General features: G+C 71.7%; 27 protein-coding genes and 1 pseudogene. 10 read left to right on the forward strand and 18 right to left on the reverse strand.

Annotated elements, in window-relative coordinates; genetic code table 11:
- Positions 1 to 18 precede the first annotated feature (18 nt).
- Positions 19 to 1,008 (reverse strand): LLM class flavin-dependent oxidoreductase, encoded by a 990-nt coding sequence (locus IF09_RS0130585; RefSeq protein ID WP_030301221.1) that lies wholly within the window; start codon positions 1,006 to 1,008, stop codon positions 19 to 21.
- A gap of 53 nt (positions 1,009 to 1,061) precedes the next feature.
- Here IF09_RS0130585 and IF09_RS0130590 point away from each other — a divergent pair, with 53 nt between their 5' ends.
- Entirely contained in the window at positions 1,062 to 1,556 is a 495-nt protein-coding gene (locus IF09_RS0130590) for a nucleotidase (protein WP_030301223.1), read from the forward strand.
- Between the two features lie 88 nt (positions 1,557 to 1,644).
- Here IF09_RS0130590 and IF09_RS0130595 read toward each other — a convergent pair whose 3' ends face one another.
- The 6 genes from IF09_RS0130595 to IF09_RS0130620 all read right to left on the reverse strand — a co-directional run bounded on the left by IF09_RS0130595 (position 1,645) and on the right by IF09_RS0130620 (position 7,350).
- Positions 1,645 to 2,250 (reverse strand): hypothetical protein, encoded by a 606-nt coding sequence (locus IF09_RS0130595; RefSeq protein ID WP_030301225.1) that lies wholly within the window; start codon positions 2,248 to 2,250, stop codon positions 1,645 to 1,647.
- On the reverse strand, positions 2,247 to 3,416 hold the full coding sequence (locus IF09_RS0130600; protein WP_051833143.1) for an MAB_1171c family putative transporter: 1,170 nt from the start codon (positions 3,414 to 3,416) through the stop codon (positions 2,247 to 2,249). The genes IF09_RS0130595 and IF09_RS0130600 overlap by 4 nt, the downstream gene beginning before the upstream one ends.
- A gap of 1 nt (position 3,417) precedes the next feature.
- Positions 3,418 to 4,113 (reverse strand): hypothetical protein, encoded by a 696-nt coding sequence (locus IF09_RS0130605; RefSeq protein WP_030301229.1) that lies wholly within the window; start codon positions 4,111 to 4,113, stop codon positions 3,418 to 3,420.
- Between the two features lie 178 nt (positions 4,114 to 4,291).
- A complete protein-coding gene (locus IF09_RS0130610; protein ID WP_030301232.1) occupies positions 4,292 to 4,804 on the reverse strand; it encodes a hypothetical protein in 513 nt (170 codons plus the stop codon).
- Between the two features lie 402 nt (positions 4,805 to 5,206).
- Positions 5,207 to 6,103, reverse strand: coding sequence for an RNA polymerase sigma-70 factor (locus IF09_RS0130615; protein ID WP_030301234.1), 897 nt, complete (start codon positions 6,101 to 6,103; stop codon positions 5,207 to 5,209).
- Positions 6,104 to 6,153: 50 nt separating this feature from the next.
- A complete protein-coding gene (locus tag IF09_RS0130620) occupies positions 6,154 to 7,350 on the reverse strand; it encodes an NAD(P)/FAD-dependent oxidoreductase (RefSeq protein ID WP_030301236.1) in 1,197 nt (398 codons plus the stop codon).
- Positions 7,351 to 7,632: 282 nt separating this feature from the next.
- On the opposite strand from IF09_RS0130620, the gene IF09_RS0130625 reads away from it, so the two are divergent.
- The gene (locus IF09_RS0130625; protein ID WP_030301238.1) at positions 7,633 to 8,205 is read left to right on the forward strand and encodes a dihydrofolate reductase family protein; all 573 of its coding nucleotides are present in this window, start codon (positions 7,633 to 7,635) and stop codon (positions 8,203 to 8,205) included.
- Between the two features lie 95 nt (positions 8,206 to 8,300).
- Here IF09_RS0130625 and IF09_RS0130630 read toward each other — a convergent pair whose 3' ends face one another.
- Complete coding sequence (locus IF09_RS0130630) at positions 8,301 to 8,867, reverse strand: DinB family protein (RefSeq protein ID WP_030301240.1); 567 nt, start codon at positions 8,865 to 8,867, stop codon at positions 8,301 to 8,303.
- A 63-nt stretch (positions 8,868 to 8,930) separates the two neighbouring features.
- Positions 8,931 to 10,094 carry an FAD-dependent oxidoreductase gene (locus IF09_RS0130635; RefSeq protein WP_030301243.1) on the reverse strand — a complete coding sequence of 388 codons (1,164 nt, stop codon included), beginning with the start codon at positions 10,092 to 10,094 and terminating at the stop codon, positions 8,931 to 8,933.
- Positions 10,095 to 10,252: 158 nt separating this feature from the next.
- Between IF09_RS0130635 and IF09_RS0130640 the strand changes: the two genes are divergently transcribed.
- Positions 10,253 to 10,858: a TetR/AcrR family transcriptional regulator gene (locus tag IF09_RS0130640; RefSeq protein ID WP_030301244.1), complete on the forward strand. Its 606-nt coding sequence runs from the start codon at positions 10,253 to 10,255 to the stop codon at positions 10,856 to 10,858.
- Between the two features lie 73 nt (positions 10,859 to 10,931).
- Positions 10,932 to 11,489: a pyridoxamine 5'-phosphate oxidase family protein gene (locus IF09_RS0130645; RefSeq protein WP_030301246.1), complete on the forward strand. Its 558-nt coding sequence runs from the start codon at positions 10,932 to 10,934 to the stop codon at positions 11,487 to 11,489.
- Between the two features lie 57 nt (positions 11,490 to 11,546).
- On the opposite strand, the gene IF09_RS0130650 is transcribed toward IF09_RS0130645, so the two are convergent.
- Entirely contained in the window at positions 11,547 to 12,455 is a 909-nt protein-coding gene (locus IF09_RS0130650) for a GlxA family transcriptional regulator (protein WP_051833155.1), read from the reverse strand.
- A 141-nt stretch (positions 12,456 to 12,596) separates the two neighbouring features.
- On the opposite strand from IF09_RS0130650, the gene IF09_RS0130655 reads away from it, so the two are divergent.
- Positions 12,597 to 13,190: an MBL fold metallo-hydrolase gene (locus tag IF09_RS0130655; RefSeq protein WP_030301250.1), complete on the forward strand. Its 594-nt coding sequence runs from the start codon at positions 12,597 to 12,599 to the stop codon at positions 13,188 to 13,190.
- Positions 13,191 to 13,254: 64 nt separating this feature from the next.
- Here IF09_RS0130655 and IF09_RS0130660 read toward each other — a convergent pair whose 3' ends face one another.
- On the reverse strand, positions 13,255 to 13,470 hold the full coding sequence (locus IF09_RS0130660; protein ID WP_030301252.1) for a dodecin: 216 nt from the start codon (positions 13,468 to 13,470) through the stop codon (positions 13,255 to 13,257).
- Between the two features lie 174 nt (positions 13,471 to 13,644).
- On the opposite strand from IF09_RS0130660, the gene IF09_RS0130665 reads away from it, so the two are divergent.
- From IF09_RS0130665 to IF09_RS48350, 3 genes and pseudogenes are all read left to right on the forward strand, one after another.
- Positions 13,645 to 14,907, forward strand: coding sequence for an extracellular solute-binding protein (locus IF09_RS0130665; RefSeq protein WP_030301255.1), 1,263 nt, complete (start codon positions 13,645 to 13,647; stop codon positions 14,905 to 14,907).
- 135 nt (positions 14,908 to 15,042) lie between these two features.
- Positions 15,043 to 15,897 (forward strand): GNAT family N-acetyltransferase, encoded by an 855-nt coding sequence (locus IF09_RS0130670; RefSeq protein ID WP_234321200.1) that lies wholly within the window; start codon positions 15,043 to 15,045, stop codon positions 15,895 to 15,897.
- Positions 15,894 to 16,421, forward strand: a pseudogene (locus tag IF09_RS48350) (lysophospholipid acyltransferase family protein); the annotation flags it as partial. The gene IF09_RS0130670 and the pseudogene IF09_RS48350, both read left to right, overlap by 4 nt.
- A gap of 239 nt (positions 16,422 to 16,660) precedes the next feature.
- On the opposite strand, the gene egtD reads toward IF09_RS48350, so the two are convergent.
- Genes egtD through egtA form a run of 4 tightly spaced genes read right to left on the reverse strand, consistent with a single transcriptional unit; the run spans position 16,661 to position 21,244 of the window.
- Entirely contained in the window at positions 16,661 to 17,695 is a 1,035-nt protein-coding gene (gene egtD, locus IF09_RS0130680; protein WP_030301261.1) for an L-histidine N(alpha)-methyltransferase, read from the reverse strand.
- Entirely contained in the window at positions 17,692 to 18,522 is an 831-nt protein-coding gene (egtC, locus tag IF09_RS0130685; protein WP_030301262.1) for an ergothioneine biosynthesis protein EgtC, read from the reverse strand. The genes egtD and egtC overlap by 4 nt, the downstream gene beginning before the upstream one ends.
- The gene (gene egtB / locus IF09_RS0130690; RefSeq protein WP_030301264.1) at positions 18,522 to 19,883 is read right to left on the reverse strand and encodes an ergothioneine biosynthesis protein EgtB; all 1,362 of its coding nucleotides are present in this window, start codon (positions 19,881 to 19,883) and stop codon (positions 18,522 to 18,524) included. The genes egtC and egtB overlap by 1 nt, the downstream gene beginning before the upstream one ends.
- Entirely contained in the window at positions 19,880 to 21,244 is a 1,365-nt protein-coding gene (egtA, locus tag IF09_RS0130695; RefSeq protein ID WP_051833149.1) for an ergothioneine biosynthesis glutamate--cysteine ligase EgtA, read from the reverse strand. The genes egtB and egtA overlap by 4 nt, the downstream gene beginning before the upstream one ends.
- Before the next feature lie 129 nt (positions 21,245 to 21,373).
- Here egtA and IF09_RS0130700 point away from each other — a divergent pair, with 129 nt between their 5' ends.
- Positions 21,374 to 22,216 carry a TIGR02452 family protein gene (locus IF09_RS0130700; protein ID WP_030301267.1) on the forward strand — a complete coding sequence of 281 codons (843 nt, stop codon included), beginning with the start codon at positions 21,374 to 21,376 and terminating at the stop codon, positions 22,214 to 22,216.
- A gap of 113 nt (positions 22,217 to 22,329) precedes the next feature.
- Positions 22,330 to 22,647, forward strand: a complete 318-nt coding sequence (locus IF09_RS40835; protein WP_051833151.1) for a hypothetical protein — start codon at positions 22,330 to 22,332, stop codon at positions 22,645 to 22,647.
- 37 nt (positions 22,648 to 22,684) lie between these two features.
- On the opposite strand, the gene IF09_RS0130710 is transcribed toward IF09_RS40835, so the two are convergent.
- The 3 genes from IF09_RS0130710 to IF09_RS0130720 are packed head-to-tail and all read right to left on the reverse strand — an operon-like array spanning position 22,685 to position 24,350.
- The gene (locus tag IF09_RS0130710) at positions 22,685 to 23,149 is read right to left on the reverse strand and encodes a type II toxin-antitoxin system PemK/MazF family toxin (protein WP_030301271.1); all 465 of its coding nucleotides are present in this window, start codon (positions 23,147 to 23,149) and stop codon (positions 22,685 to 22,687) included.
- A gap of 46 nt (positions 23,150 to 23,195) precedes the next feature.
- The gene (locus tag IF09_RS0130715) at positions 23,196 to 23,630 is read right to left on the reverse strand and encodes an ester cyclase (RefSeq protein ID WP_030301273.1); all 435 of its coding nucleotides are present in this window, start codon (positions 23,628 to 23,630) and stop codon (positions 23,196 to 23,198) included.
- Between the two features lie 51 nt (positions 23,631 to 23,681).
- On the reverse strand, positions 23,682 to 24,350 hold the full coding sequence (locus tag IF09_RS0130720) for an O-methyltransferase (protein ID WP_030301274.1): 669 nt from the start codon (positions 24,348 to 24,350) through the stop codon (positions 23,682 to 23,684).
- Positions 24,351 to 25,735: the final 1,385 nt, after the last annotated feature.

Raw genomic sequence — 25,735 nt, forward strand, 5'->3', positions numbered from 1 at the left:
TCGACGGTCCGCCCCGGATCACAGCCCCGCCACCCGGGCCAGCCGCTCGAACGAGTCCAGCAGCGCCACGCGGTCGTACGTGGACGTGGTGACCAGCAGCTCGTCCGCGCCGGTCAGCTCGGCCACCTCGGCGAGTTGCGCCGCGACCTGCTCCTCGGTGCCGTGGACGTGCCCGGCGAGGCCGCCCTCGTACAGCTCCCGCTCCTTCGGGGTCATGGCGAGGGCCTCGACCTCCTCCGCCGGGCGCAGCGCCGGGAAGCTGCCCCGGGTGCGGGAGTACGCGAGGGACCACGCCTCCGGGACCAGGATGCGCCGGGCCTCCTGCGGGGTCGGCGCCACGGCCACCGTCCCGGAGATCATCACGTACGGCTCCGAGCCGCCGGCCGAGGGGCGGAACTCCTCACGGTAGCGCCCGATGACCTCCGTGACCCGGCCCCGGGCCCGCAGGTCGCCCACCACCAGCGGCAGTCCGGCCCGGGCCGCGATCCCGGCGCCCTCGCCGGTGGCCAGCACGTACGCCGGTATCCGCAGCCCCTCCGCGGGGCGGGCGTGCACCTGGGGGTGCGTCTGCTGGGTGCCGTCGAGCCAGCCCAGGAGCTCCGCCAGCTGCTCCTCGAACCGGTCGGCGTCCCCGGTGTCCCGGCCCAGCGCCCGGCGGATCCCGCCGGTGAAGCCGACCGAGCGGCCGAGCCCCATGTCGATCCGGCCCGGGAACAGCGACTCCAGGACCCCGAACTGCTCGGCGACCACCAGCGGTTGGTGGTTGGGCAGCATCACCCCGCCGGTGCCGACCCGGATCCGTCGGGTGGCCCCGGCGACGGCCGCGGCCAGGACGGCGGGCGCGGAGCCCGCTACTCCGGGGACGCTGTGGTGCTCGGACACCCAGAAACGGTGGTAGCCGAGCCGCTCCGCCGCACGGGCGAGCTCCACGGTGTCGCGCAGGGCCTGCGGGGCGGGGTGCCCCTCGCGGGTGCGGGACCGGTCGAGGATGGAGAGTTTCCGGATCACACAAGGCTGTAACGCACACGCGCCGAAACGATTCCCTGCCTACTCTGGCCTGCATGAGTGACAGCAACCACCGTCCGCCGCTGGCCGTCTTCGACATCGACAACACCCTGGCCGACACCGACCACCGCCAGCACTTCCTGGAGCGCCGTCCCCGGGACTGGGACGGCTTCTTCGGCGCGGCCCCGGCCGACCCGCCGCTCGCGCGCGGGGTGGCGCTGGCGGTCGGGCAGGCGGCCGACTGCGAGGTCGTGTACCTGACCGGGCGCCCGGAGCGGTGCCGCGCGGACACGGAGGAGTGGCTGGACCGGCACGGGCTGCCCGAGGGGCGGGTGTGGATGCGCGGGAACCAGGACCGCAGGCCGGCCCGGACCACCAAGCTGGAGGTGCTGCGGCGGATCGCCCGGGGCCGCGAGGTGCGGATGCTCGTGGACGACGACGAGCTCGTCTGCCAGGCGGCGCGCGCCGCGGGCTTCAAGGTGGTCCTGGCGGACTGGGCTGCGGAGGCGCCGGAGCTCGAGTCCGCCCAGGAGGGCGAAGGCCGCACCTGACGCCGGCGCTCGCGGTCTTTCCGCTCTTCCTCGGTGGCGGGCCGCGCCTCGTCGGCCACGGCCCTGCCCGCGGGCCGGTGCCCGCCGCCTACCGGACCAGCGCGAAGGTAGCGGCTGCGACGGCCCCGCCCACGGCAGCGCCCACGAGGACCTGGGCCAGGGTGTGGTCCTTGAGCTCGACCCGGGACCAGCCGACGACGGCGACCACCGCGTAGGCGAGGAGCACCCAGGGCCCGTACGTCATGGTGAGCATCGCGACGCTTCCGGAGGAGACGGCGGCATGCACGCTGATCTTCCAGGCAGGGGTCACGGCGAGGAGGGCCGCCAGGGTGACCAGCATGGCCGCGATCAGCGCAATCATGGTCCGGGGTGCGCTGAAGGCACCCAGCAACGCGATACCGGTGGCGACCGAGCCGATGATGAAGGTCATCACGATGATGCGCTGCTGCCGCTGGCCGACGTGCCGGTCGGCCCAGCGGCCGCGGCGGATGCCGTACTTGATGAAGGCCAGCGGAATGACCGCGGCGAACAGGCAGCCGAGGAGCCCCCATCCGATCCCGGCGAAGCGGCCGGTGTGCCAGCCGATGAGGACGGTGTCGGCGATGATCCACGTCTTGGGATCGAGACCGTCGGTGACCAGGCGCGCGGCGCGGGACTCGTCGGGCCGGGTGACCGGGGTGATCGTGGTCGTCACGCCGTCGTCTCCTTGCTGGTCGTGGTGAGGAACGCGTCGGCCACGGGGGAGTGGTAGACCCGGGCGAGCTGCATGAGCCGCGAAACCTCTGTGGCGAAGTCGAGTTCGTCGATTCCGACGGGGCCCGGCTCCTGGGTGCTTCCGGCGGGCAGGGCGCCGCGGGCCTTGCCCTCGCGTGCTGCTCGCATCCAGAGGGCTTCGGCCGCCGGACTCGTCGCCGGGTCGAACCCTGCCTGCCGCGCGGCGCGCTGCGCCCGCTCGCGTACGTCGTCGTCGGCGTAGGCGTCGAGGGCCAGGGCGGCGTCGCGTATCTCGATCACCCGCCGGTACAGCCGCAGGCGGGGGCTGCGCAGGAGCCCGGTCCTGAGGACGATGTCGGGAGTGACCGCGGTCAGGTCCTGCCACAGCGGCTGGAGCTGCCGGTGGTGCCGGCCGTCCTGGACGGTGCGCCAGGCCACGCCGAACGCGGGGATGCTGCTTCCGACGAGGATGAAGCCGATCGCGACGTACTTCAGGGCATCGGTGGCGTTGTCGACCGCGATGTCGCCGGTGCTGTCCGTGAGGCCGGCGACACGGCTCGTCATGTACCCGGACCGCACCAGGGTGTAGAGGACGCCGACGGCGGTTCCGATGCCCATGAGGCGTACGCCGGTCCGCAGCCACCGGGCACTGGCGTGCCGCGCGCTGCCCCAGAAGAGCCAGGTGGCGGTGGCCATCGCGATGCCGAGGTAGGTGACGAAGACGAGGTAGTAAGCCGTGGCCCAGCCGTTGCCCGCGCTCTCCTCGAAGAAGTCGGTCATCTCGTGGGGCCGCGGCACGAAGAAGACGAAGAGCACCGCCATGGCCGTCATCGCGGTCAGGGCGACGTAGTGGCGGGCTCGCAGCCGACGGCCGGTCTCCGGCCGGGCGATGGCGACGACGAAGTCGACGACCGCGCCGGCCGCGATCACGCCCAGCCAGTGCTTGACGAGGGTGGACAGGTTGTTGACTCCCGCCCGGTCGTCCAAGGCGTGCATCAGCCCGGGGAGACGGAGCGTCATGGAGAGGGTCAGGGCGGCGAACGCCATCCACAGAGCTCGTTGCTTGACGGTGCGGACGGCTGAGGGGACCCGCCAGGCCGTCACCGCCCAGAGCATGCCCAAGACGGCGATTTCGAGGTGCTTCACTTCACGACCACGTGTTTCGAACGGGGTGCCCGAGGGCGTCATGGAGGCGTACGAGACGGTCCTCGGCCTCGCTGGAGGTCGAGTGCGTCGTGTAGCGGCCGGCCCGCTCGTGGATGAGCGTGGCCAGGGTCTCTGCCTGTCGCTCCTGCGGGCTCGCGAACTTGCTCCGCCCCATGAGGTGCGCCAGGCGGTCGATGTCGAGGCCGAGTTCCTCGTCGATCGATTCGGTCATGCGGGCCACGCTCCTGATCCGGGCCGCCTCGGCGCGGATGATGGAAGCCACGGGGAGGTCGGGGCGGTCGAGACCGGAGACGGTCGTCTGGGTGCGCGCCAGCAGGTGGTGGAAGTGCTCGGAGGCGCGGGCGATCTCGTCCTCGGACGGCTGTGCCGGCAGGTCGAGTTCGGGAGCGACGTGACCGAGCAGCATGTGGGAGATCTCGTGGAGGACGATCTGCACCTTGAGGATCTCCGCCGCGACGGCGTCGTAGAAGACGAGGTCCGCGACCTCCAGGCCGAGCCAGATCCCGCAGGGCAGGGCCGGGTCGGGAGGCCCGTCGAGAGGCAGCAGGATCAGCGGCCGGCCGCGCTGCTCGGCTATGCCCGCGCAGAAGACCTCGAGGTCGAACGGTTGGGGGATGACGAGTTGGTCGGCAACGGCGGTGCACTCCGCATCGGCGCGCTTCCACCACCGCCGCATAGCCGCACTCCCCGCCCGTCAGCTCTCTCCGGCGTGGAGCTCAACTGCTCCATGCCGTTCGCTTGCTTCGCACTCCTGATCGGCTCGAGGGTAGCCGGAAGCGTGCGGTGGCGGAAAAAGGGCGTATCGACAGACCGAAACACGCTTGTTTACGCGGGTCGTGTGGCTGAATCGCGTCTCACGATTCCTTGGGGCGGCGACGGCGGGGCTTCACGTCCGGCAGCCCTTCGGCCTTCCGGAGCTGCTTGATCAAGCCGGTGACGGACCTCATGGACCCGGCGGACAGCCCACTGAGGCGGAAGGCCGCGGCCTTGACCTGCTCGTCCTCCAGGACCTGGGCGAACTCGTCGGCCGCGGCGGCCTTGCCCATCTCCTCCCGAAGCCGCGAGATCCTCTCCTCGATCCGCTGCTCGATCGCGTCGGCGTTCTCGCCGTCGGCGAGGTATCCGACGGTGACGCCGAAGAAGTTGGCGATCGCGCGGATCGAGTCGATGCCGGGGTTCGGATTGTTGTTCAAGCGGATGGTCTGGACCGTGCCGTGCGAGACGGAGGGGCCGGGCATCTGCTTCGTTCCGTCGGCGATCTCTTGGTACGTGTACGGACCGCGGCCCGCCGGGTGGATCGTCTCGATCAAGAAACCGAGGCGGTCGCCCATGGTGTCTCGCCGGCCGGTGGGGGTCTCCTCACCCATCACCGTCACTGCTCCCGTCTACTGCTGGGTCCCCTGGTCCACTGCTGGACCACCACCCTCATTATCTACCGGCCTAGATGGATCTCGCCACACAGTGCAACGAAGTCCGTCTACCCGGCTAGCGGACACCGGTGAAAGTGACCCACGCCACGTCGGTGCACGCGCACCTCGCCAGTCGCTTGACAGGGCGTATGAGGGACGACGTATGTTCATCCAGCCATCTAGTGCGCTAGATGCAACGGGGCTCAACGCTCGACGCTTCACGTCTAGCTCACTGAGCCGCCGTCGCGCCCCCTTGCCGGGGGCGCGATGCCCCGGGAGCTGGACCGCCCCGGCCGTGGGCTGGGGGACGGGGGTCCGCAGCCCACGCGGGGCGGTCGGCTTGCCGGTGGGAGCAAGAGCTCACCGCAGGGTGAGCGGGGTCTCGGATTCGACGCGGGACAGCTTCTCCGGATTGCGGACGTAGTACAGGCCCGTGATGCGTGCGTCCTCGACACGGATCGCCAGGATGCCGTCGATCTCGCCGTTCAGACGCAGGACGAGTGCCGGGTTGCCGTTGACCACGGTGGGGTCGCTGGTGAGCGCGCCTCCGTTCTTGCCGGCGCCGCCGATGATGAAGCGGGCCACCTTGTCCGCGCTGATGATCGGCCGCGGCGCGGCCTGCTTGATGCCGCCGCCGTCGCTCACCAGGACGGCCTCGGGGGCGAGCACGTCGAGGAGGCCCTGCAGGTCCCCGGTGTCGAGCGCACGCCGGAACGACTCCAGGACCGCCCGGGTCTGGCTCGGGGAGACCACCTCGCGAGGGCGGCGGGCATCGACGTGCCGGCGGGCGCGGTGCGCGATCTGGCGGACGGCCGCCGGGCTCTTGTCGACGGCCGCCGCGATCTCCTCGTAGCTGACGTCGAAGGCCTCGCGCAGCACGAAGACGGCGCGCTCCGTCGGCGACAACGTCTCGAGGACGAGCATCATCGCCATCGACACGCTCTCGGCGAGCTCGGCGTCCTCGGCCACGTCCGGAGCGGTGAGCAGCGGCTCGGGCAGCCAGGGGCCGACGTACGCCTCCTTGCGGCGGCTCATCGTACGCAGCCGGTTGAGCGCCTGCCGGGTCGTGATCCGGACCAGGTACGCGCGCTGGTCGCGCACCTGCTCCAAGTCGACCTCGACCCACCGCAGCCAGGTCTCCTGGAGGACGTCTTCCGCGTCGGCCGCCGATCCGAGCATCTCGTAGGCGACGGTGAAGAGCAGGTTGCGGTGGGCGACGAACGTCTCGGTCGCCGGGTCGGTGGCGTGGTCGCTCATGTCTCGCCCTCTCGTTCGTGGGTAGGGGTTCGATCTGATCATCTGTCCGGTCAGCGGGTGGTCAGTGCCTCGCTGCGCCTGGCTTCCAGCACAGGCTGACGCTTGGCGTCCTTGGCCCAGGCCCACTTGAACGAACCGGGGTTGCTCGCCTCGTTGGCCAGCTGCTTGACGGTGCCCCGGCAGATCAGCTCCTTGAGCTTCGCGGCAGGGCGACCGTCGAGGTGGAGCCTCATCGCGCGGTCGTTCCTGCGTGCGACCTGGAAGATGCCGGTCCGGCGGCCCAGGCTGATGCACTGGCCGACGAACCCCAGGGCGAGCGGCGCGGGCTGCTCACCCGCGATCCGGTTGAGCACGGTGTCGGCGGCGTGTCCGCCCAGCGGCCCGGCGGCCTGGCAGCTCATCCGGAACGGCAGGTCCGACGGCGCCGCCGAATCACCGGCCGCGACGATGCGTACGTCGTCCACGCTCGTCAGGGTCTCGTCCGTGAGCAGGCGGCCCACGGCGTCGGTGCTCAGCCCGCTGCGCGCGGCCAGGTCCGGCACGCCGAACCCGGCGGTCCAGATGGTCACCGTGCTAGGGAGCCTGCGGCCGTCGGCGAGTTCCACGGCATCACGCGTCACCGCCGTCACCTTCGCGCCGGGGCCTTCGATCACGGTCACACCGAGTGCGGCCAGCCGCTCGGCGACCGAGCGCCGGCCCCGCGGGTGCAGGTAGGGGCCCAGCACGTCGCCGCAGACCAGGGTCACGGTCCGGCCCGCCTCCGCCAGCTCGGCGGCGGTCTCGATGCCCGTCGGACCGGCTCCGACGACGGTCACCGGAGCCGTGGCGGGAGCGGCGTCGACGATCTGCCGCAGCTGCCGTGCTTCCTCGAGGTCGGCAAGGGGGTGGGCGAACTCGGCCGCTCCGGGCACGTGCGGGTCGGCGCTGCCGCTGCCCACCGCGTAGATGAGGTAGTCGTAGCCGACCGCACCGCCGCTCGCCAGGGTCACACGGCGCCCGGCCGCGTCGATCCGCGTCACGGTGTCCACCACCAGACCGATGCCCTCGGCCAGCACCTCCCGGTAGTCGACGACCGCGTCGTGGGACCCGCCCACCACCTGGTGCAGGCGGATCCGCTCGACGAAGCTCGGGCGCGGGTTGATCAGAGTGACGCTCACGTCGTCGCGCTGCGTCAGTCGATTGGCCGCCATGACCCCGGCGTACCCGCCGCCGATCACGATCACTTCGGTGTTCCCGGTCCCGGTCACGGTGTCTCCTTCGTTTCTTGGCTTCGGCATCAAGACACCGCGCGGTCGATCGCTGTGACAGGGTGTGAGCCGGATCACTCCACGCGCACGAAGTCACCCCCAGGCCCCCGTCCCGGCAGCCCCTGAACGTTCATCAGGGAACGTCCGTCATCGGGACCGATGAGTTTCTCCGCGATCCGCAGTCATAGATCATGGATGGTGCGCTGGAGCCGCGACTGCGGTCGCAGCCTGCACCCGATGTGACCTGCTGAGAACCAGACACGAGACACTGAGGAACCTGAGATGCGTACCCTGATCAGCACCGCCTTCATCTCGCTCGACGGCGTCGTGGAGGCCCCGGGCGGCGAGCCCGGATACCGGAACTCCGGGTGGACCTTCAAGGACATCGAGTTCCTGCCCGAGGCGTTCGAGATCAAGGGCCGGGAGCAGAAGGAAGCCACCGCGATGATGCTGGGCCGGACCAGCTACGAGGCCTTCAGCCCGGTGTGGCCCGACATGGCGGACTTCGCCGACTACAAGGCAATGCCCAAGTACGTCGTCTCCACCACGCTCACCGAGGAGGACCTGGTGACGAACTGGGGCGAGACCACGATCCTGCGCTCGCTCGACGAGGTCGCCGCGCTGAAGGAGACCGATGGCGGCCCGATCATCGTGCACGGCAGTGCCTCCCTGAACCGGAGCCTTTCGGACGCCGGCCTGATCGACCGCTACCACCTGCTCGTCTTCCCGCTCCTGCTCGGCGCGGGCAAGCGTCTGTTCAGCGCCACGGACAAGGACGCCCAGAAGCTGAAGCTGGTCGAGCACGAGGCCTACGCCAACGGCCTGCAGAAGAACGTCTTCGACGTCGTCCGCTGACGAGCCCCCCATCCGCCGGCCCGCGGCCGCAGGGGGAGGACCTCAAAGCGACGGGCTCCGCCGCACCTGAGGCGGTTCGCGGCGCGAGGACGGCCTCACTGGCCCACCCTTCCGTCGACGCACTCGCGCAACAGGTCGGCGTGCCCGGAGTGACGGGCGTACTCCTCGATCCGGTGCACCATCAGCTCCCGGACCGCGATCCCGTCCTTGCCCACACGCCGGCCCAGGTCCGGATGCCCGGCCAGGGCGGCGTCGGTGGCGGCCTGCTCGCGCTCCAGGTCGGCGTACGCGGCGTCGACGACGGCCTGATCGGCGACCGCCCCGTGGAAGTCCGCGTCCTTCTCGCCGTACAGCTTCGGCAGCGGGTCACCGTCACTGATCCAGTTGCGCCAGTCCCGTTCCACTTCGGCGAGGTGCCGGATCAGGCCGAGGAGCGACATCGTCGACGGCGGGACCGACCGGCGGGCCAGTTGCTCCGTGTCCAGACCCTCGCACTTCATCCGCAGGGTGATGCGGTAGTTCGTCAGGAAGTCCTGCAGCGTGGCGAGTTCGCCCTCCGGGCTGTCCTCGTTGTTGCGCAGGTCGTCGTCCGGGTCGGCCCACATGTCGGGGTAGACGGTGGCCTGGGTCCATCGCGCGGGTTGGTTGCTCATGGATTGCATGATCGGCTGCGACGGCGGGAGTTCGCTACCGAGTTCCTGCTCCGAGCCGGTTCGTGGCTGCCGTCAGTGGCTCCGGGACATGTGGGCGAGGACCTGGGCGGCACTGTCGGGCGCGAAGGCACTGTCGATCCCCTCGGCGGCGCCTTCGGCCGCTTCCCTCGAGCGGGGCAGCAGAAGGTCCTCGTAGGCGCGGACGGCGTCGTCGACGGCGGCGTTGTCGATGAGGGCACGGGCGAGGTCGGCGCCGTCGAGCATGGCGAGGTTGGCGCCCATGCCGGAGAACGGCGACATGAGGTGGGCGGCGTCGCCGAGGAGGGTGAGGCCGGGAGTGTGCTGCCAGGTGTGCGGGACGGGCAGTGCGTACAGCGGCCGGTTGACGTACCCGGTGTCGGTGTCGGTGATGAAGCCGAGCAGGTCAGGGCTCCAGCCGGTGAACTCCTCGAGCAGCGCTCCGCGTACGGCGCTTTCGTCGGCCAGGTCGAGATCGGCCTTCCGGTACCAGCCCTCTTCCGTGCGCATGCCGATGTAGACGCGGATGTGCCGGTGGCTGTTGCGCTGGGCGACGAAGCCCCGGTTGTCGTCGAGAGCCATCATGGTGCCGTCGCCGGTGAGGGAGGCGAGTGCGGGGTGGCGGGTGTCGGCGTCGTCGAGTCCGGTTTCGACGAAAGTGACGCCGGTGTAGACCGGTGTTGCGCCGGAGAGCAGGCGGCGGACTTGCGACCGGGCGCCGTCGGCTCCGACGACGAGGTCGGCCTCGGTGGCGGTGCCGTCGGCGAAGTGCAGCCGGTGGGTGCCTCCCGTCAGGGGTTCGGCGTGTGCGAGCTTGTGGTTCCAGCGCACGGTGCCGGGATCGAGTGAGTCCAGCAGCAGGCCGCGGAGCTGGCCGCGGTCGATTTCGGGGTTGCCGCCTTCGGCACAGGTGCCGGCTTCGGCCTCGGGCGGTATGACGTCGAGCAGGACGCGTCCGTCACGGCCGACCAGGCGCATCTGCCGGCCTTCGGGCCGGGCCAGTGCCAGGAAGTCTTCCAGCAGGCCGGCTTCGCGCAGGGCAGCCTGGCCGGAGCCGGGGTGCATGTCGAGGGTGCCGCCCTGGTCGCGGGCGGTGCGGGAGGTGTCCCGTTCGTGGACGGTGACGGCCATGCCGTGCTGCTGGAGGATCCGGGCGCAGGTCAGGCCGCCGGGTCCGGCACCGATGACCGCGATGCGGGGTGTGGTGGTGCTGTTCATGGTGGTGCTCCGTTCTGGGAGGGCTCGGCAGGCAGGAAGAAGAGGCGCTGCGACCGGGCAGTGCCACGCGGCCGCGCCGTCCCAGAAGAGCACGCTCGGTCCAAAAGTGCAACAACTCAACTTTTGAAGCTGCTCAACTAAAGGTGTAGGCTCGAGGCATGAGCGAGACGACCACGCACCACACGCCGCCGGGGCGCCGCGAACGCAAGAAGGCGGCCACCCGGCAATCCCTGGCCGATGCCGCTCTGCGCCTCTTCCTCGAGCGCGGGTACGACCAGGTCGGCATTCGCGACATCGCCGACGCGGCAGACGTGTCCACCACCACCCTCTTCAAGCACTTCCCCGTGAAAGAGGCCCTCGTCTTCGACGAGGACGCCGACCAGGAAGCCCGGCTGCTGGCCGCCGTACGCGAAAGGCCCCAGGGCCAGTCCGTACTCGCGGCCCTGCGCGAGCATGCACTGCGCTACCGGGTCGGTGCCCGGGACGGCGACGCGGACTTCGCCGCCTTCCTCGAACTCGTGGAGAGCACCCCGGCCTTGCGGGACTACGCCCAGCGCATGTGGCTGCGCCACGAAACCGCGCTCGCGCACGCCATCGCCGAGGTGGCCGGAGCCCCCGCCGACGATCCGCACTGCGCGGCGCTCGCCCACTTCGTCCTGGAAGCCCCCCGCACGGCCCGCGGACGCGCCGACGACCGCGAAAGGGTGGCCCGCGCCTTCGACCTCCTCGAGCGGGGTTGGACCGGCGTCGGTCCCGGAGCCTGACGCGCGCAAACGGGCGTGTTGACGGTTTCCGTGTCGCCAGCCGGTCGTTATGGGGAGAGGAAGGAGGTCCGGCATGCCAGCACAGGGACCTGCGAAGCACCCCACGGCCGAGCTCGACGCCCGCTACAGCTCCGCACTCAATCCCCGCCCGGGTGCCGCGGACGTCACCGCGACGCAATGGGCCGAGGCACAGCGGCAGTTGGAGGCCGCCGAGATCTTCTGGGTGTCCACGGTACGACCCGACGGCCGACTGCACGTCACCCCCGTGATCGCCGCCTGGCACGACGGAGTGCTGTACTTCTCGACCGGCGCGGGGGAGCAGAAGGCGAAGAACCTCGCACATGACGGGCACTGTGCGCTGACCACCGGGGGAAACTCCCTCACCGAAGGGCTCGACCTCGTGGTCGAGGGCACGGCCGGGCCGGTCGCCGATCCGGCGGTGCTGGAGGAGGTGATCGCGGCGTACGAGGCGAAGTACGGGGCCCACATCACCTCGCCCGAGGGCGCGTTCCACGGGATCGGGGATGCGTTCCGGAAGGGCGACGCGGTGGTCTTCGCGGTGACCCCGGCCACGGCGTACGGCTTCGGCCGGGACAACGGCGTGTACAGCCATACGCGATGGGTGTTCTGAGCCGCAAGGCCCCAGGGAGCTGATGGCCGGTCTCCCGGCCGGGCGGAGAACCGGTTCCTACGCCGTACGGGCGAAGGCGCGGCGGTAGGCGCGGGGCGGGACACCGCGGCGGCGTACGAATTGTTCGCGCAGCACCGCGGCGCTCCCGTATCCGACCTGGCGGGCGATCTCCTCGACCGGGAGGTCGGTGGTCTCGAGAAGTTCCTCGGCTCTGCTCAGTCGCAGGGTCCGCAGCCAGGCGTGCGGGGTGGTTCCGGTCGCGGCGTTGAAGCGGCGGGCGAAGGAGCGTTTGCTCATCATCGCGCGGCGGGCCAGTTCCGTGACGGGCAGGGGCTCGTGGAGGTGTTCGCGGACCCAGCCGAGGACTGCGGCGAGCTGTTCGTCCTGGCCGTTCTCGGGGACCGGCGCGGCCAGGTACTGGGCCTGCCCGCCGTCGCGGTGGGACGGCAGCACCATGTCCCGGGCGACGCCGTTGGCCAGCGCGGCGCCGTGCTCCCGCCGCAGCAGGTGCAGGCACAGGTCGAAGCCCGCGGCGGCTCCCGCGCCCGTGACGATGCTGCCTTCGTCGATGTACAGCGCGTCGGGTTCCACGGTGATCTCCGGGTGGCGGTCGGCGAGGAGTTCGGCGAACCGCCAGTGCGTGGTCGCCCTCCGGCCGTCGAGCAGTCCCGCGGCGGCGAGCGCGAAGGTGCCGACGCAGTGGGCCGCGACCACGGCGCCGCGCCCGTGTGCGGCCCTCAGTGCGTCGAGTACGGCGGGACCGGGTGGGGTACGGAATTCCGCCCCGGGCAGGGCGATCAGCAGATCGGCGCCCGCGAGCCGGTCCAGTCCGTGCGTGATGGAGACCGGGACGCCGCAGTCCGTGGGCACCGGGCCGGGCCGGTCGGCGCACAGGGCGAGGTCGAAACCGGGCAGCGCCGCTCCGTGGGCACCGAACACCTCGGTGACGATGCCGACGGCGAGCATGCCGACACCGGGAGGGACGTACGCGGCAACGGTCTTGAAAGGCGGCACGGTCGCAGTGTGGCACACCGCTGGCACGAATCCTGCGATCGCTGGCAGCAGTGCCACTCGTGAACGCCCGCGACGCTCGGCAGGATTGAGGCCATGACAGACGCACCGCTCGGCCGCAGCGCCGCATACAAGGTCCTGACCACCGGCTACGTGGGCTCCACCGGCCCGGGAGTGGCTGCGACCGTGTCCTACGTACACGATGCAGGACGGCACGTGATCTTCGACCCGGGCATGGTGGCGAGCCACGACGACATCCTTGCCCCGCTGGCGGAACTGGGCCTCGGGCCCGAGGACATCACCGACGTGGTGCTCAGCCACCACCACCCGGACAACACCATGAACGTGGGACTCTTCGGCCGTGCCCGGGTGCACGACCACAAGGTGGAGTACCAGGGTGACCAGTGGACGAACCGCGACGCGGAGGGCTACGAACTCACCCCGTCGCTACGGCTGATCCGCACCCCAGGCCACAGCCACGAGGACATCACGCTGCTGGCGGGCACGGACTCGGGCGTGGTGGCCTTCGCCGGCGACCTGTGGTGGCACGCGAACGGCCCGGCGGACGATCCGGTGGCCCCGGACCGCGAGGTGCTGCGCGCCTCCCGGCTGCGGGTGCTGGCCGCGGCGGACCTGATCGTGCCCGGCCACGGCGAGCCGTTCAAGGGCGACGAGACCACCCCGCGTTAGGGCGGTGCTGCGTCGCCGGCCGCTCAGGGGCGCCGGCCCCCGGGCTATTGCGTTTCCGCCGCGCTCAGTCCTCGCCGTCCAGGCGGAAGCCGACCTTCAGGCCTACCTGGTAGTGGGCCACCGCGCCGTTCTCGATGTGGCCGCGTACCTGTGTGACCTCGAACCAGTCCAGATTGCGCAGCGTCTGGCCCGCCCGGGTGATCCCGTTGCGGATGGCCTGGTCGATGCCCTCGGGGGAGGTGCCGACGATCTCGGTCACCCGGTAGGTGTGGTTGGACATGGAGTCTCCCGACGGTGGGTGCTTGTGCCTCGTTCTACGGTGCCCCAGTAAGTCCGTCTCCGCGAACTTTGCGTGAACAGTCCCGGGCGAAAGGCCTTGACCCGCCCATTGGTCTATGCCAATTTCAAGCCATCTGAGATCCGTCTGAGATCGATCCCCAGAAGGTGACCCCTCGTGAAGATGCGCCTCCTCGCCGTGTGCACCACCCTCGTCGCCGCGACCGCCCTCACCGGATGCAGCCGGCTCGAAGGATCGGCCGAAGGGACGCAGAAGGTGACGCTATGGCTGATGAAGGGCAGCGCGTCGCAGGACTTCATCACGAAGTTCACCGCCTCCTTCGAGAAGGACCACCCCGGCGTCGACCTCGACGTCAAGATCCAGGAATGGACGGGCATCGGCGAGAAGGTCAACGCCGTGCTCGCCGGCAGGAGCAGCGAGGGCGCCGACGTCATCGAGGTCGGCAACACGCAGGTCGCCCAGTACATCGAGGCCGGCGGCCTGTCCGAACTGACCCTCGAGGGGCTGCGCGAGTGGGGCAACACGGACTGGCTCAAGGGCCTCTCCGACCCGGGAAGCATCAACGGGGCCCAGTACGGAATCCCCTGGTACGCCGCCAACCGGGTGGTGATCTACAACAAGGACCTCTTCGCGAACGCCGGGATCAAGACCCCGCCCAGGAACCGGCAGGACTGGATCCAGGCCACCCAGAAGCTCGACAAGGGCGACCAGCAGGGCATCTACCTGGCCGGGCAGAACTGGTACGTCCTCTCCGGGTTCATCTGGGACGAGGGCGGCGACCTCGCCGTCGAGACCAGCGGACAGTGGGCCGGCACCCTCGGCGACGAGAAGGCCCTGGCAGGCATGGAGTTCTACAAGCAGCTGCAGGCCCTCGGCGACGGGCCCAAGGACGCCGACGAGGAGACGCCCCCGCAGTCCGAGGTCTTCGCCCGCGGCCAGGTCGCCCAGATCATCGCCCCGCCCGGCCAGGCCGGCGCGATCGAAGCCGCCAACCCTGCGCTCAAGGGCAAGCTCGGCTTCTTCCCGATCCCCGGAAAGACCTCCGACAAGCCCGGCGCCGTCTTCACCGGCGGCTCCGACCTGATCATCCCGGAACGGACGAAGCAGCGGGCCCACGCCGTCGACGTGATCACCGCGCTGGTCAGCGAAACCTGGCAGACCGAGCTCGCCCGCACGATGAGCTACGTACCGAACAAGACCACCCTCGCGCACGTGGTCGACGGCAACGAGGGCGCCGCGAGCATGGCGCCCGGGGCCGCCCAGGGCCGGGCCACCCCGAAGTCCGCCCTCTGGGCCCAGGTCGAGGCCCAGAACCCGATCAAGCCCTACATGACGGCCGTACTCACCGGCCAGGACCCCCGGCGGGCCGCCGACGCGGCCTCGGACGCGATCACCAAGGTCCTCAACGCCGACCGCTGAGCCCGCCGAGTTCAGCGTTCGCACATCCAAGTGCCGCTGAGCGGTCATGTCGAATCCAGCCGGTCACGGAAGAAGTAAGGGAGCCAGGCCACCACACCTGCCGGCCTGGCTTCCGTGCCCGGATCAGGAGCCGCCATGACCATCGCCCCCCTGTCCCCGTCCACCCTTCCCCCCACCGTGACGCCCACCGTCACCGCCGCGGCCGTCCCCGCCGCCGTCGCCCCGCCCGCGCCCGTCGCGGCACCCGCCGACCTCCCCGCCACCCCCCGCTACGCCGTCCGCCTCGCCCGCAACGAGGACGAGGTGCGCGCCGCCCAGCGGCTGCGCCACCAGGTCTTCGCCGGCGAGCTCGGCGCCCGCCTCGACGGACCCGTGCCCGGCCTGGACTCCGACGCCTTCGACGCGTACTGCGACCACCTCCTCGTCGTCGAGGAGGAGACCGAGCAGGTCGTCGGCACCTACCGGCTGCTGCCCCCGGAGCGCGCCGCCGTCGCCGGCCGGCTCTATTCCGAGAGCGAGTTCGACCTCTCCGCCCTCGCCCCGGTCCGCCCCGACCTCGTCGAGGTCGGCCGCTCCTGCGTCCACCCCGACCACCGCAACGGCGCCGTCATCGCCCTGATCTGGGCCGGCCTCGCCCGCTACATGGACCACTCCGGCCACAACTGGCTCGCCGGCTGCTGCTCGATACCGCTCGCCGACGGCGGGGTCCTGGCCGCAGCCACCCGCGCGAACGTCCTCACCCGCAACCTCGCCCCCGAGGAGTACCGGGTCACCCCCCACCTCCCCTGGAACCCGGAGGGCATCACCTTCCCGGCGCGCACGGAGCTGCCCCCGCTGCTGCGCGGCTACCTGCGCCTGGGCGCCTGGGTCTGCGGCGAGCCCGCCCTCGACGCCGAGTTCGGCTGCGCCGACCTCTACGTCCTGCTCTCCCTGCGGCGCACCAACCCGCGCTACCTCAAGCACTTCCTCTCGCTCGCCCCGGCCGCATGAGCGTCTGGCTGCCCACCTCGCCCTGTACCCCCGAGGCATGCGCCGGCCACGAGGGGAAAAGTGCGAGCGCTGCCCGCGCGGTGCTCCGGCTCACCGCCGCCATCGCCCTGATCCTGCTCGGCATCCTGAGTGCCCCGCCGGTCCGGCTGCTTCCCGCCCGCCCCCGCCACGCGCTGGTGCGGGCTTGGGCGACCGCCCTGGTCCGGGCCTTCGGCATACGGGTCACCGTGCACGGAAGTCCCGGCCCGGACGGCGGCCGCCTGATCGTCGCCAACCACATCTCCTGGCTGGACATACCGCTCGTCGCCGCCGCCATTCCCTGCCGGATGCTGGCCAAGAGCGACATCCGCGACTGGCCGGTGCTCGGCCCGCTCTCCCGGCAGAGCGGAACCCTGTTCATCGAGCGGGACCGGCTCCGCGCCCTCCCCGACACCGTCGAGACCATCACCCGCGCCCTGCTGGCCGGCGACCGCGTCACCGTCTTCCCCGAGGGCAGCACCTGGTGCGGGCGCGCCCACGGCCCCTTCCGGCGGGCCGCCTTCCAGTCCTCCCTGGACGCCCGGGTGCCCGTACAGCCCGTCCGGCTCGCGTACCGGCTGCCGGACGGGAGCCTCGCCGCTGCGCCCGCCTTCGTCGGAGACGACACGCTGACCGCCTCCCTGTGGCGGATCGCCAAGGCCCGCGGGGTGCGGGCCGAGGTCCGGCTGCTGCCGCGGATCCCGCCGGGCCGTCACACGGACCGGCGGGAACTCGCGGCCGCGGCTCAGGCGGCGCTCGCCTCCGACTCCGTCCCCGCCTCCTCACTGCTCGCAGGGCTGCCGGCCCAGCCGGCCTCGCCGTCGGCCACCGCCAGGGACAGCGCGAAGCGGCCCTCGGCGTCCGTCCACCACTGCGTCAACTCCAGCCCGGCCTCGGCGAGTTCCTTGCGTACGCCTTCCTGACGGAACTTCGCGGAGACCTCCGTCAGGATCTCCTCACCCGCCGCGAACGGCACCACCAGATCCAGCGCCCGGACCTTCACCACCAGTTCGGACCGGGCCCGCAGCCGCATCTCGATCCACTCGTGCTCCCGATTCCACACCGCGACGTGCGCGAAGTCGTCGATGTGGAAATCCGCGCCCAACTCCCGGTTGACGACGGCCAGGACGTTCTTGTTGAACGCGGCCGTCACCCCCTGAGCGTCGTCGTACGCCGCCACCAGGACCGCCTCGTCCTTCACCAGGTCCGTCCCCACCAGCAGGGCGTCCCCGGGCGACAGCATCGCCCGTACGGAGGCCAGGAACGCGGCACGCTCCGGCGGCAGCAGATTGCCGATCGTGCCGCCCAGGAACACCACCAGCCGCGGCCCGGGAGACGGCGGGAGCTGCAGCGGCTTCGTGAAGTCGGCCACCAGCGCGTGCACCCGCAGTCCCGGGTGCTCCGCCAGCAGGGTCTCGGCCGCCCCCTCCAGGGCGCTCCCGCTCACGTCCACCGGGATGTACGTGTCCAGCGCGGGCATCGCCTCGATCAGGTGCCGGGTCTTCTCCGAGGAGCCGGAGCCCAGCTCCACCAGCGTGCGCGCCCCGCTCGCCGAGGCGATCTCCCCGGCCCGTGCCAGCAGGATCTCCCGCTCCGCGCGCGTCGGATAGTACTCCGGCAACCGGGTTATCTCCTCGAAGAGTTCACTGCCGCGGGCGTCGTAGAACCACTTGGGCGGCAGCACCTTGGGGGACACCGTCAGTCCGTGCTGGACGTCCGCGCGCAGCGCGGTCTCGGCGGCGTGCTCGTCGAGGGTGCGGGTCAACTGGAAGTCGCTCACTGGGAGGTCTCCTTCAGCGGGGTCAGGACGACGCGTGTGCCATGGGTGGTCAGCAGGGTCCGGTCGGGTACTTCGCACCAGCGGGGGTCGTCGTCGTACGGCTCGGACGCCACCACGATGCGCTCCGCCGTGGTGTCGGGGGGATGCGCCGTGTCGGTCGGACGCGGCGCACCGCCGGGACGCGCCCCGTCGGCCGGATGCACCGTGTCGGCCAGGTACCAGAGCGAATCGCCCCAGGCCGTCGCGGCGATGCCGGTGCCGTCGGTCAGCAGCAGGTTGAGCCGGGAGTCGGGCGAGGCCGCCGCGACCTCCCGCGCCGGCTCGGCGAGCGCCGTGCCGAGGTCGTCCCCCCGCTGCAGCCGGCGCAGCACCAGCGCCCAGATCAGCGCGGAGTCCGTGCCCGCGGCCAGCGACAGCAGCTCCTCGGGCCCCAGGACGGCCGTGAGCGGCGCCGCCGCCTCGGGCCAGCCGCGCACCGCACCGTTGTGGCTGAACAGCCACGGCCCGGATGCGAACGGCGCCGCCGCGGCCTCCCCGTCCGCGCCGAACACGGTGGCGTCCCGTACGGCTGCCAGCGCGGCCCGAGCCCGTACCACGCGGGCCAGATCGGCGAAGTTCAGGTCGCCCCAGATCGGCCCGGCCCGCCGGTAGCGGGCGGGGACCGGGTCGCCCTCCGCGTACCAGCCGACGCCGAAGCCGTCGGCGTTGACCGTGCCGTGGCGCTGCCGGCGCGGCTCCCAGGACTGCCGTACGAGGGAGTGCTCCGGCTCGCTCAGCAGCCGGGCCAGGGGCGCCTCCGGCCCCAGGAACGCGATATGGCGGCACATCAGACGTCCCTCGCGGTCCGGAAGCCGGAGAAGATCTGCCGGCGCACCGGCAGGTCCCAGTTGCGGAAGGTACCCCGGCAGGCCACCGGGTCCACGGCGAACGAGCCCCCGCGCAGCACCTTGTGCTCCGGGCCGAAGAACACCTCCGAGTACTCGCGGTACGGGAAGGCCCGGAACCCCGGGTACGGCAGGAAGTCGGAAGAGGTCCACTCCCACACGTCGCCGATCAGCTGGCGCACCCCGAGCGGGGACGCCCCGGCCGGGTAGCTGCCCGCCGGCGCCGGACGCAGATGCCGCTGCCCGAGGTTGGCGTGCGCGGGGGTCGGGTCCTCGTCGCCCCAGGGGTAGCGGGTGGAGCGGCCGGTGGCGGGGTCGTGCCGGGCGGCCTTCTCCCACTCCGCCTCCGTGGGCAGCCGCCGCCCCGCCCACCGGGCGTACGCGTCCGCCTCGTACCAGCTGACGTGCAGCACGGGCTCGTCGGCGGGCACCGGCTCGCTCACGCCGAAGCGGCGGCGCAGCCACTGGCCGGCCTCCCGGCGCCAGAACAGCGGCGCCTCGATCCCGTGCCGGCGTATCTGGTCCCAGCCTTCGGCGGCCCACCAGCGGTCGTCCCGGTAGCCGCCGTCCGCGATGAACACCTGGTACGCGGCATTGGTCACCGGCACCGTGTCGATCCAGAACGGCCCGGTGTCCCGGGTGTGTGCGGGCCGCTCGTTGTCCAGCGACCACGGCTCGGCCGACGTGCCCATCGTGAACGGGCCGCCGGGGACCAGGACTTCGGGTGCGGGCGGGGCCGCGCCCTGGGGCGGATCCGGATCCGGGGCTGTGAGCACCGGCCCGCCCCGGCGCAGCTGATGGGTGATCAGCATGGTCTCGTCGTGCTGCTGTTCGTGCTGGGCGATCATCCCGAAGGCGAAGCCGTCGTCCAGCAGTACGGAGCCCTCCAGCGCAGTGCGCTCCAGCAGGTGGAAGACCCGGTCGCGCACCTCGGCCGTGTAGCGCCGGGCCTCGGCAGGGCCCAGCAGGGGCAGCTTCGGCCGCTCCGAGCGCGGATGCCGGAAGGCGTCGTAGAGGGGGTCGATCTCCGGGTGCAGGGACTCGTGCCCGGCCACGTTGCGCAGCAGCCAGAGCTCCTCCTGGTTCCCGATGTGTGCCAGGTCCCACACCAGCGGGGACATCAGCGGGGAGTGCTGTTCGGTGAGGTCCCGGTCGCTCACCGCATCGGTGAGCAGCGCCGTACGGGCGCGGGCGGCTGTGAGGGCCGCGAAGGCGCGCTCGCGCAGGTCCGCGGGCGTCGTGTCCGCGGGCGCCGGGCCCCTGTGTGTCCGATCCGCGGAACCGGCGGAAGGTGATGCGGTCATGAGCGGGCCCCCGTCCCGGTGAGCTGCAGGAATCCGTCGTCGGCCGGGCAGCGGCCGCGGAGTACGAAGCGTTCCGTGAACGCGCCGACCACGTCCTGGACGTGCCGGCTCGCGCCGAGCCGCGGCAGCGCCTCGGCAGCGGCCCGGAAACAGGCGGCCGCGGCCGTGCGCAGCTCCGGATCGGCCAGGCCGTGCTGCGCGGCGGACTGCCACAGCGGGTTGCGCGGAGCGGGCCACGAACCGTGCGTGTCGGCCAGTGCCTTCGCCACCCGGTACGCGCTCTCGGCGGCCTCCGGGTCGTCGAACAGGGCGTGCACGACCGCCACCGGGACCAGCCAGCCGTCGTCGCCGGGCTGGGCGTCGATCATCCGGAACTCCAGGTGGCCGCGCGGGCGCACCGGCGGGAACAGGGTGGTCAGGTGGTACTCCAGGTCCTCGGCGGTGGGCGACCGCAGGCCGTCCGTGTTCCGGGTGCCGTTCGGGCCGCGGGTGCCGTTCGGGCCGCGGGCGCCGTCGGCGCCCGCGCCGGCCCGGATCCACTCGCGGAAGGTCAGCCCGCGCGGTGCCGTCCAGGGCCCGCCGTCGTGCGACCGTACGCACATCACGTCGGTGTCCAGCGCGTGCCGGGTCCACCCGGCCCGCGGTTCGGCGTCCGGCGGCGGGGCGAGCGCCCGCCGGGCGTCGATGTCGCGCCAGATCCCCTGGCGGGCGCACCGCCAGCCGGCGTACGGGCCCTCGTGCGCGGGGGAGTTGGCGAAGGCCGCCACGAACACGGCGCCCAGCAGATGGGCCAGCCGCCAGCGCCTGCCGTACCCGAGGGGGCCCGGTTCCTCGTACCCCGCGTCCACGCAGACCTGCACGGAGGCGGAGGAACACATCATGGCGCGGCCGGCCGGGCCGGTGCGGTCGAAGTGGGTCTCCATCGCGTCGTAGCGCGGGCTGGACAACAGCCGGTGCAGTGGCAGACGCGGATCCCGGCCGGTCCCGTGGAGGATCAGGCCCTGGGATCTCAGGGCGGACCGTACGGCGGTCAGATCGGCCTGCAGGCCGTCCAGGCAGCCGGAGAGGGTGGGGGCGGGGGCCGAGCTGAGCTCCAGCTGGCCGCCGGGCTCGATGCTGAGCCGGGAATTCAGGGGCAGGGCGCGGGCCGCGTCGTGCGCGGCGGTCAGCCGCTCAGGCGGCAATGTCCGACCGGGCCGCTCGGCATCCAGTACGAGCCATTCGAGCTCGGCACCGAGGGTGCGGGGCGGGCCGGTCTTGAAACAGATGCCGTGGATCAGATCCTCGGCGGCGGTCTCGCTGAGCGCGGTTGAAGCGTCTGCTGTCAGGGGGGCCGGTGGTGCAGGTGAGTCCTGAGGCATGGACGGGTCTCCTGTCCAGTGGTGTGACTTGACCATGCCTACCCGTCCTTGTCGGCCTGAAAGGTGGGAGCGGGCCACTGCGCGGAAAATCTCTGGCCGCGGGTGAACCGCACTGCCGATGATGGCGACGTGAGCAGCAGATTGCGCGAGATCGCGCGGGAAAACGCGACCATCCTGGCGGCCGGCGGGTACCGGACGCGGTCGGGGCGGCAGGTCTCCCTCGCCGCCGCCCTGGCGGAAGCCAGGGCCGGAACCAGAATATATGGGCCAAACCAGGTCATTCCAGACAAGGACCTCCCCGTCGAGCGCGGTGAAACGGCCGTCGAGGTCACCGGGGAGAGCAGCACGGTCGCAGCCCGTAGGCTCGCGGCGGACGCTCCGGCGACGGTCTGCGGGGCTGCGGTGGCCGTCCTGAACTTCGCCTCGGCCCGTAATCCCGGGGGCGGCTACGTCCGGGGGGCCAAGGCCCAGGAGGAGGCGCTGTGCCGCGCCTCGGCCCTGTACGAGACGCTGCTGGAGGCCCCGCAGTACTACGAGATCCACCGGGCGGGGATCAGCACCTTCTACACCGACCGGGTGATTCACTCGCCCGGGGTGCCCGTCTTCCGCGACGACCGCGGCGAACTGCTCGACACCCCCTTCCGGGCGGGCTTCCTCACCTCCCCGGCACCGAACGCGGGCACCATCCGCCGCCAGGAGCCGGAGCGCGCCGCCGAGATCCCGGCGGCGCTGGCCCGGCGCGCGGAGCGCGTCCTGGAGACGGCGACGCTGCACGGGTATCCGCGGCTGGTGCTGGGGGCGTGGGGATGCGGGGTGTTCCAGAACGACCCCGCGGAGGTCGCGGAGGCCTTCCGGGCCCTGCTGGCGGGGCGCTTCGCGGGGGTCTTCGAACGGGTGGTGTTCGGGGTGCTGGACCGCAATCCGGGACCCCGGGAGGCGTTCGAGCGGGCTTTCGCGGGGTTCGGGGCGTAGGGGCGGGCTCGGTCGAGTGGGTGAAGGGGACGGCGGGGGAGGGCGGGCAGGGTCTGGCGGGGCCGGGCCGGGTCCTGCCGGGCTGATGTCTGTGAGGCCGCCATACTCGCCGTGTGACCGACCCCGACACGTTGTTCGACCACATCGCCGCCGACCTCGCGCCGCGCGGCGTCACCGCGGGTGCCCTGTTCGGCGCGCGCGCCCTCAAGGCCCACGGGAAGGTCTTCGCCTGCCTCAACGGCGATGCCCTCGCCGTGAAACTCGGCGTGGGCACCCCCGCGCACACCGAAGCGCTGTCCCTGCCCGGCGCCGAACTCTTCGACCCCTCCGGGGCGGGACGCCCCTTCAACGACTGGGTCGCCCTGCCCGCTGCACAGGCCGGCACCTGGCCGCACTACGCCGAGACCGGGCTGACCGGCCTCGGCGGCTGATCCGAGGCCGTGGCAGCCACTGCGGCCGGCCGGCCGGCTACCGCCAGCCGTAGCGCTCGCGGAGCCGGTTCACGACCAGCTGGAACCGGCCCCGGTCCAGGGCGCACGCCTCGCGCCGCATGCCCGCCTCGTGCACGCGCAGCACCCGGTCCACGTCGACCCAGGACTCCCGCCCGGCACCGTCCCACGGCCCGGTCCCGATCGGCACCCACTCCCGGTCGTTGTCGTGCCGCTTGCTGGACAGCTGTACGGCCAGCAGCGTCCGCCCGCCCGCCTCCCGGGCGACGACCAGCACCGGGCGGTCCTTGCCGCGGCCGTCGTTCTCCTCGTAGGGGACCCAGGTCCAGACGATCTCGCCCGGGTCAGGGTCACCGTCCTTGTCGGGCGCGTACTCGGTGCGCACCGGCCCGATGGCATGCGGATCGGCCTCGGCGGTGGCGGTGGCCCCGCCGCGCCCGGGCTGCTCGATGGGGTCGGAACCGTGGTGGGAAAGTGCCGTCATTCGGGTGAGGTTACTGGCTCGAGGCCCCTCGGCGCGGCAGCGCCCGTCAGTCGGCCTGCGGCCAGTCCCAGCCCAGCTGGAGGAAGAGCCCGAGGCGGTCGCTGACCGCCCGGAGCTGGGCGATCTTCCCTTCGGCGAGCGTGAAGATCCAGACGGCCTCCACCTCGAACTCGCGGCCGGTCGGCTCAGGCATCCGCGGATGGGTGCCCTTGTGGGTGCCGCGCTGGGTGACGCGCGCGACGACGCGGTCGTCCTCGCCGACGAGTTCCTCCACGTCGACGACGAGCGGGTCGAAGGCGGCAAGCTGGCTGCGGATGCCGTCGAAGGCGGCGCCGGGTTCGTCGGCCTCGCCGTGGATGATCTTGTTGTGGTCGATGACGTCAGCGGCCATGAACTTCGCCAGATCATCCGGCCGGCGCTCGCTGACGGCCTCGAAGAAGCCGAGAACGGTCCGCTTGTTGTCTTCCGCGATCGTGCTCATGTCGTTCCCCCGTGGGTCGTTGGTCGACGCGAGCATACGAAGGGGTGCAGGTCAGCCGGTGACCAGGGCCAGGACGAAGCCGTCGTAGCCCTTGCTGCCGACGGTCTGGAGGGCGGTGGCCGTCAGCCTCGGGTGCTCGGCGATGAGTTCGGTGAACCGGCGGACGCCCTGCACGCGCGGGTCGGTGCTGTCGGGGTCGGCGACGGCGCCGTCGCGGACGACGTTGTCGCCGACGATGATGCTGCCGGGGCGGGTGAGTTCGAGGGCCCACTTGAGGTAGTCCGGGTTCGACGGCTTGTCGGCGTCGATGAAGACGAGGTCGAACGGGGCCTGGTCATGGAGCCCGGGCAGCAGGTCGACGGCCCGGCCGCGCCGGATGTCGACGACCCCGTCCAGCCCCGCCCGGGCGATGTTCGCGGCGGCGACGTCGGCGCAGTGCTCGTCGACCTCGAGCGTGACGAGCCGCCCGCCGGCGGGCAGGGCCCGCGCCAGCCAGATCGTGCTGTAGCCGCCGAGCGTGCCGATCTCGAGGATGGTGCGGGCGCCGTGGATGCGCGCGAGGAGGTTGAGCAGTTTCCCCTGATTCGGAGCCACTTGATGCGCGGGCAGCCCCGCGGCACCGGAGTCGACGTTCGCGGCGGCCAACGCCTCGTCCTCCTCGACGAGCAGCCCGCCGAAGTAGTCGTCGACGGCGGTCCACGTCTGCTGTTGCTGAGCCATATGTGCTCCCGCTCCCCTTCGCTGTCATGCTCGCCGACAGTTAGTTCCCAAGAGAAACTTACAGGAGACCGGGGATCTTTCAACGGGTTGTCGGGGGTGGGGGTGGTGTGGCGGAGGGGGGCGGGAGGGGTGGCCGGGGATCAGGAGGCGGAATCCGTGTGCTCGGCGTTGGGGTGGGGCGGGCGGAGTTTGGGAGCGGGGTCTGTGTGCTCAGCGTCGGCAAGGCGAGCCGGGATATAGGGGGCGGGGTATGTGTGAGGGTGTCGAAGGAGTGTCCGGGGGCGTCCCGTCAGTCCACTGTCCTTCCGTGTCGTGCCGGTCCGTCAAGGGCGCTCCTCCTTCGTCGTCGCGTCGCTTCGCGATGGCCTTCAGGGGGTTCGGATTCCGACCAGCCCAGATCAGAGATGCCGCCCGGCCCCTGTCGTCCGGAGCCAGTCCCCAGGACCACCGAGCCGGAGCAGGATGGGGCCACAGGGAGGCCACGGTCCCCTGAAGGGCCCATAGGAAGCACTTTCCGGGCCCGGGCAGGGTCAACCTGCACGAGACAGCGACCAGATGACCAGGCCGGTAGGAGTGGGCCCGCGGGCGCCCCAAATCGCTACGCGCTCCCATCTCTCGGCGTCCGACGGCCGTCTGGGGCTGGACATAGGCCGCCCAGACGCCTCCGGGGGCGGGTTTTCGGGCGTCTGCACGCTGCTGGGGGCGAAAAGCGGGCCAGACGGACCCGTTCACGTCTCAACCAGCCACCAAAAGGGGACAAACAACCCGCAGTCGCATCCCAGGCCGGCTCCTGCCGGTCGTGGGCGGCCTATGCCAAGCCCCAGACGGCCGCCGGACGCCAAACCGGGCGGAGCGCGTAGCGATTTGCTGCGTTCGCGGGCCCACTACCGACATGGCCATCTGAACGCTGTCCGGTGCAGGTTGACCCCACCCAGCCCCGGAAAGGGTGCCTATGGGCCCTTGCGGGAGGCGTTCCCCTCCCCGCGGCCCGGCACCGGCCGGGGGTCGGTGGTCCTGGTGGCCTGGGTGCGGATGGACAGGGGCCGCCGGTCAGCATCTCTGATCTGGGTCAATCGGAACATGAACCCCCCGGCCATTCCTTCGGGGGCTTCCCGGCAGTCTGTTGTCTTTCCGGGGCGGGTCGGTCGGTCAAGGGTGGCCGCAGGCCATCGCGAAGCGACGCGACGACGAAGGAGGAGCGCCCTTGAGGGGCCGGCACGACACGGAAGGACAGTGGACTGGCGGGACGCCCCCGGACACACACCGACGCCGCTCACGCAGACCCCGCCCCCGTCCCCCCGGTCCACTCTCCGGACACCGAGCACGCAGACCCCGCCCCCGTCCCCCCGGTCCACCCTCCCGACCCCGAGCACGCAGACCCCGCC

It is taken from the genome of Streptomyces katrae, from assembly GCF_000717655.1.
Lineage (GTDB): Bacteria > Actinomycetota > Actinomycetes > Streptomycetales > Streptomycetaceae > Streptomyces > Streptomyces katrae_B.

Excerpts from the sequence above, each read along its gene's own strand:
- egtC (WP_030301262.1), bottom strand. The coding sequence starts at position 18,522 with ATGTGCCGCCATATCGCGTTCCTGGGGCCGGAGGCGCCCCTGGCCCGG.
- IF09_RS0130645 (WP_030301246.1), top strand. The coding sequence starts at position 10,932 with ATGCCAGCACAGGGACCTGCGAAGCACCCCACGGCCGAGCTCGACGCC.
- IF09_RS0130640 (WP_030301244.1), top strand. The coding sequence starts at position 10,253 with ATGAGCGAGACGACCACGCACCACACGCCGCCGGGGCGCCGCGAACGC.
- IF09_RS0130660 (WP_030301252.1), bottom strand. The coding sequence starts at position 13,470 with ATGTCCAACCACACCTACCGGGTGACCGAGATCGTCGGCACCTCCCCC.
- IF09_RS0130605 (WP_030301229.1), bottom strand. The coding sequence starts at position 4,113 with ATGCGGCGGTGGTGGAAGCGCGCCGATGCGGAGTGCACCGCCGTTGCC.
- IF09_RS0130635 (WP_030301243.1), bottom strand. The coding sequence starts at position 10,094 with ATGAACAGCACCACCACACCCCGCATCGCGGTCATCGGTGCCGGACCC.
- IF09_RS0130610 (WP_030301232.1), bottom strand. The coding sequence starts at position 4,804 with ATGGGTGAGGAGACCCCCACCGGCCGGCGAGACACCATGGGCGACCGC.
- IF09_RS0130590 (WP_030301223.1), top strand. The coding sequence starts at position 1,062 with ATGAGTGACAGCAACCACCGTCCGCCGCTGGCCGTCTTCGACATCGAC.
- egtA (WP_051833149.1), bottom strand. The coding sequence starts at position 21,244 with ATGCCTCAGGACTCACCTGCACCACCGGCCCCCCTGACAGCAGACGCT.
- IF09_RS0130630 (WP_030301240.1), bottom strand. The coding sequence starts at position 8,867 with ATGCAATCCATGAGCAACCAACCCGCGCGATGGACCCAGGCCACCGTC.
- IF09_RS0130710 (WP_030301271.1), bottom strand. The coding sequence starts at position 23,149 with ATGACGGCACTTTCCCACCACGGTTCCGACCCCATCGAGCAGCCCGGG.
- IF09_RS0130625 (WP_030301238.1), top strand. The coding sequence starts at position 7,633 with ATGCGTACCCTGATCAGCACCGCCTTCATCTCGCTCGACGGCGTCGTG.
- IF09_RS0130715 (WP_030301273.1), bottom strand. The coding sequence starts at position 23,630 with ATGAGCACGATCGCGGAAGACAACAAGCGGACCGTTCTCGGCTTCTTC.
- IF09_RS0130720 (WP_030301274.1), bottom strand. The coding sequence starts at position 24,350 with ATGGCTCAGCAACAGCAGACGTGGACCGCCGTCGACGACTACTTCGGC.
- IF09_RS0130655 (WP_030301250.1), top strand. The coding sequence starts at position 12,597 with ATGACAGACGCACCGCTCGGCCGCAGCGCCGCATACAAGGTCCTGACC.
- IF09_RS0130650 (WP_051833155.1), bottom strand. The coding sequence starts at position 12,455 with ATGCTCGCCGTCGGCATCGTCACCGAGGTGTTCGGTGCCCACGGAGCG.
- egtB (WP_030301264.1), bottom strand. The coding sequence starts at position 19,883 with ATGACCGCATCACCTTCCGCCGGTTCCGCGGATCGGACACACAGGGGC.
- IF09_RS0130670 (WP_234321200.1), top strand. The coding sequence starts at position 15,043 with ATGACCATCGCCCCCCTGTCCCCGTCCACCCTTCCCCCCACCGTGACG.
- IF09_RS0130615 (WP_030301234.1), bottom strand. The coding sequence starts at position 6,103 with ATGAGCGACCACGCCACCGACCCGGCGACCGAGACGTTCGTCGCCCAC.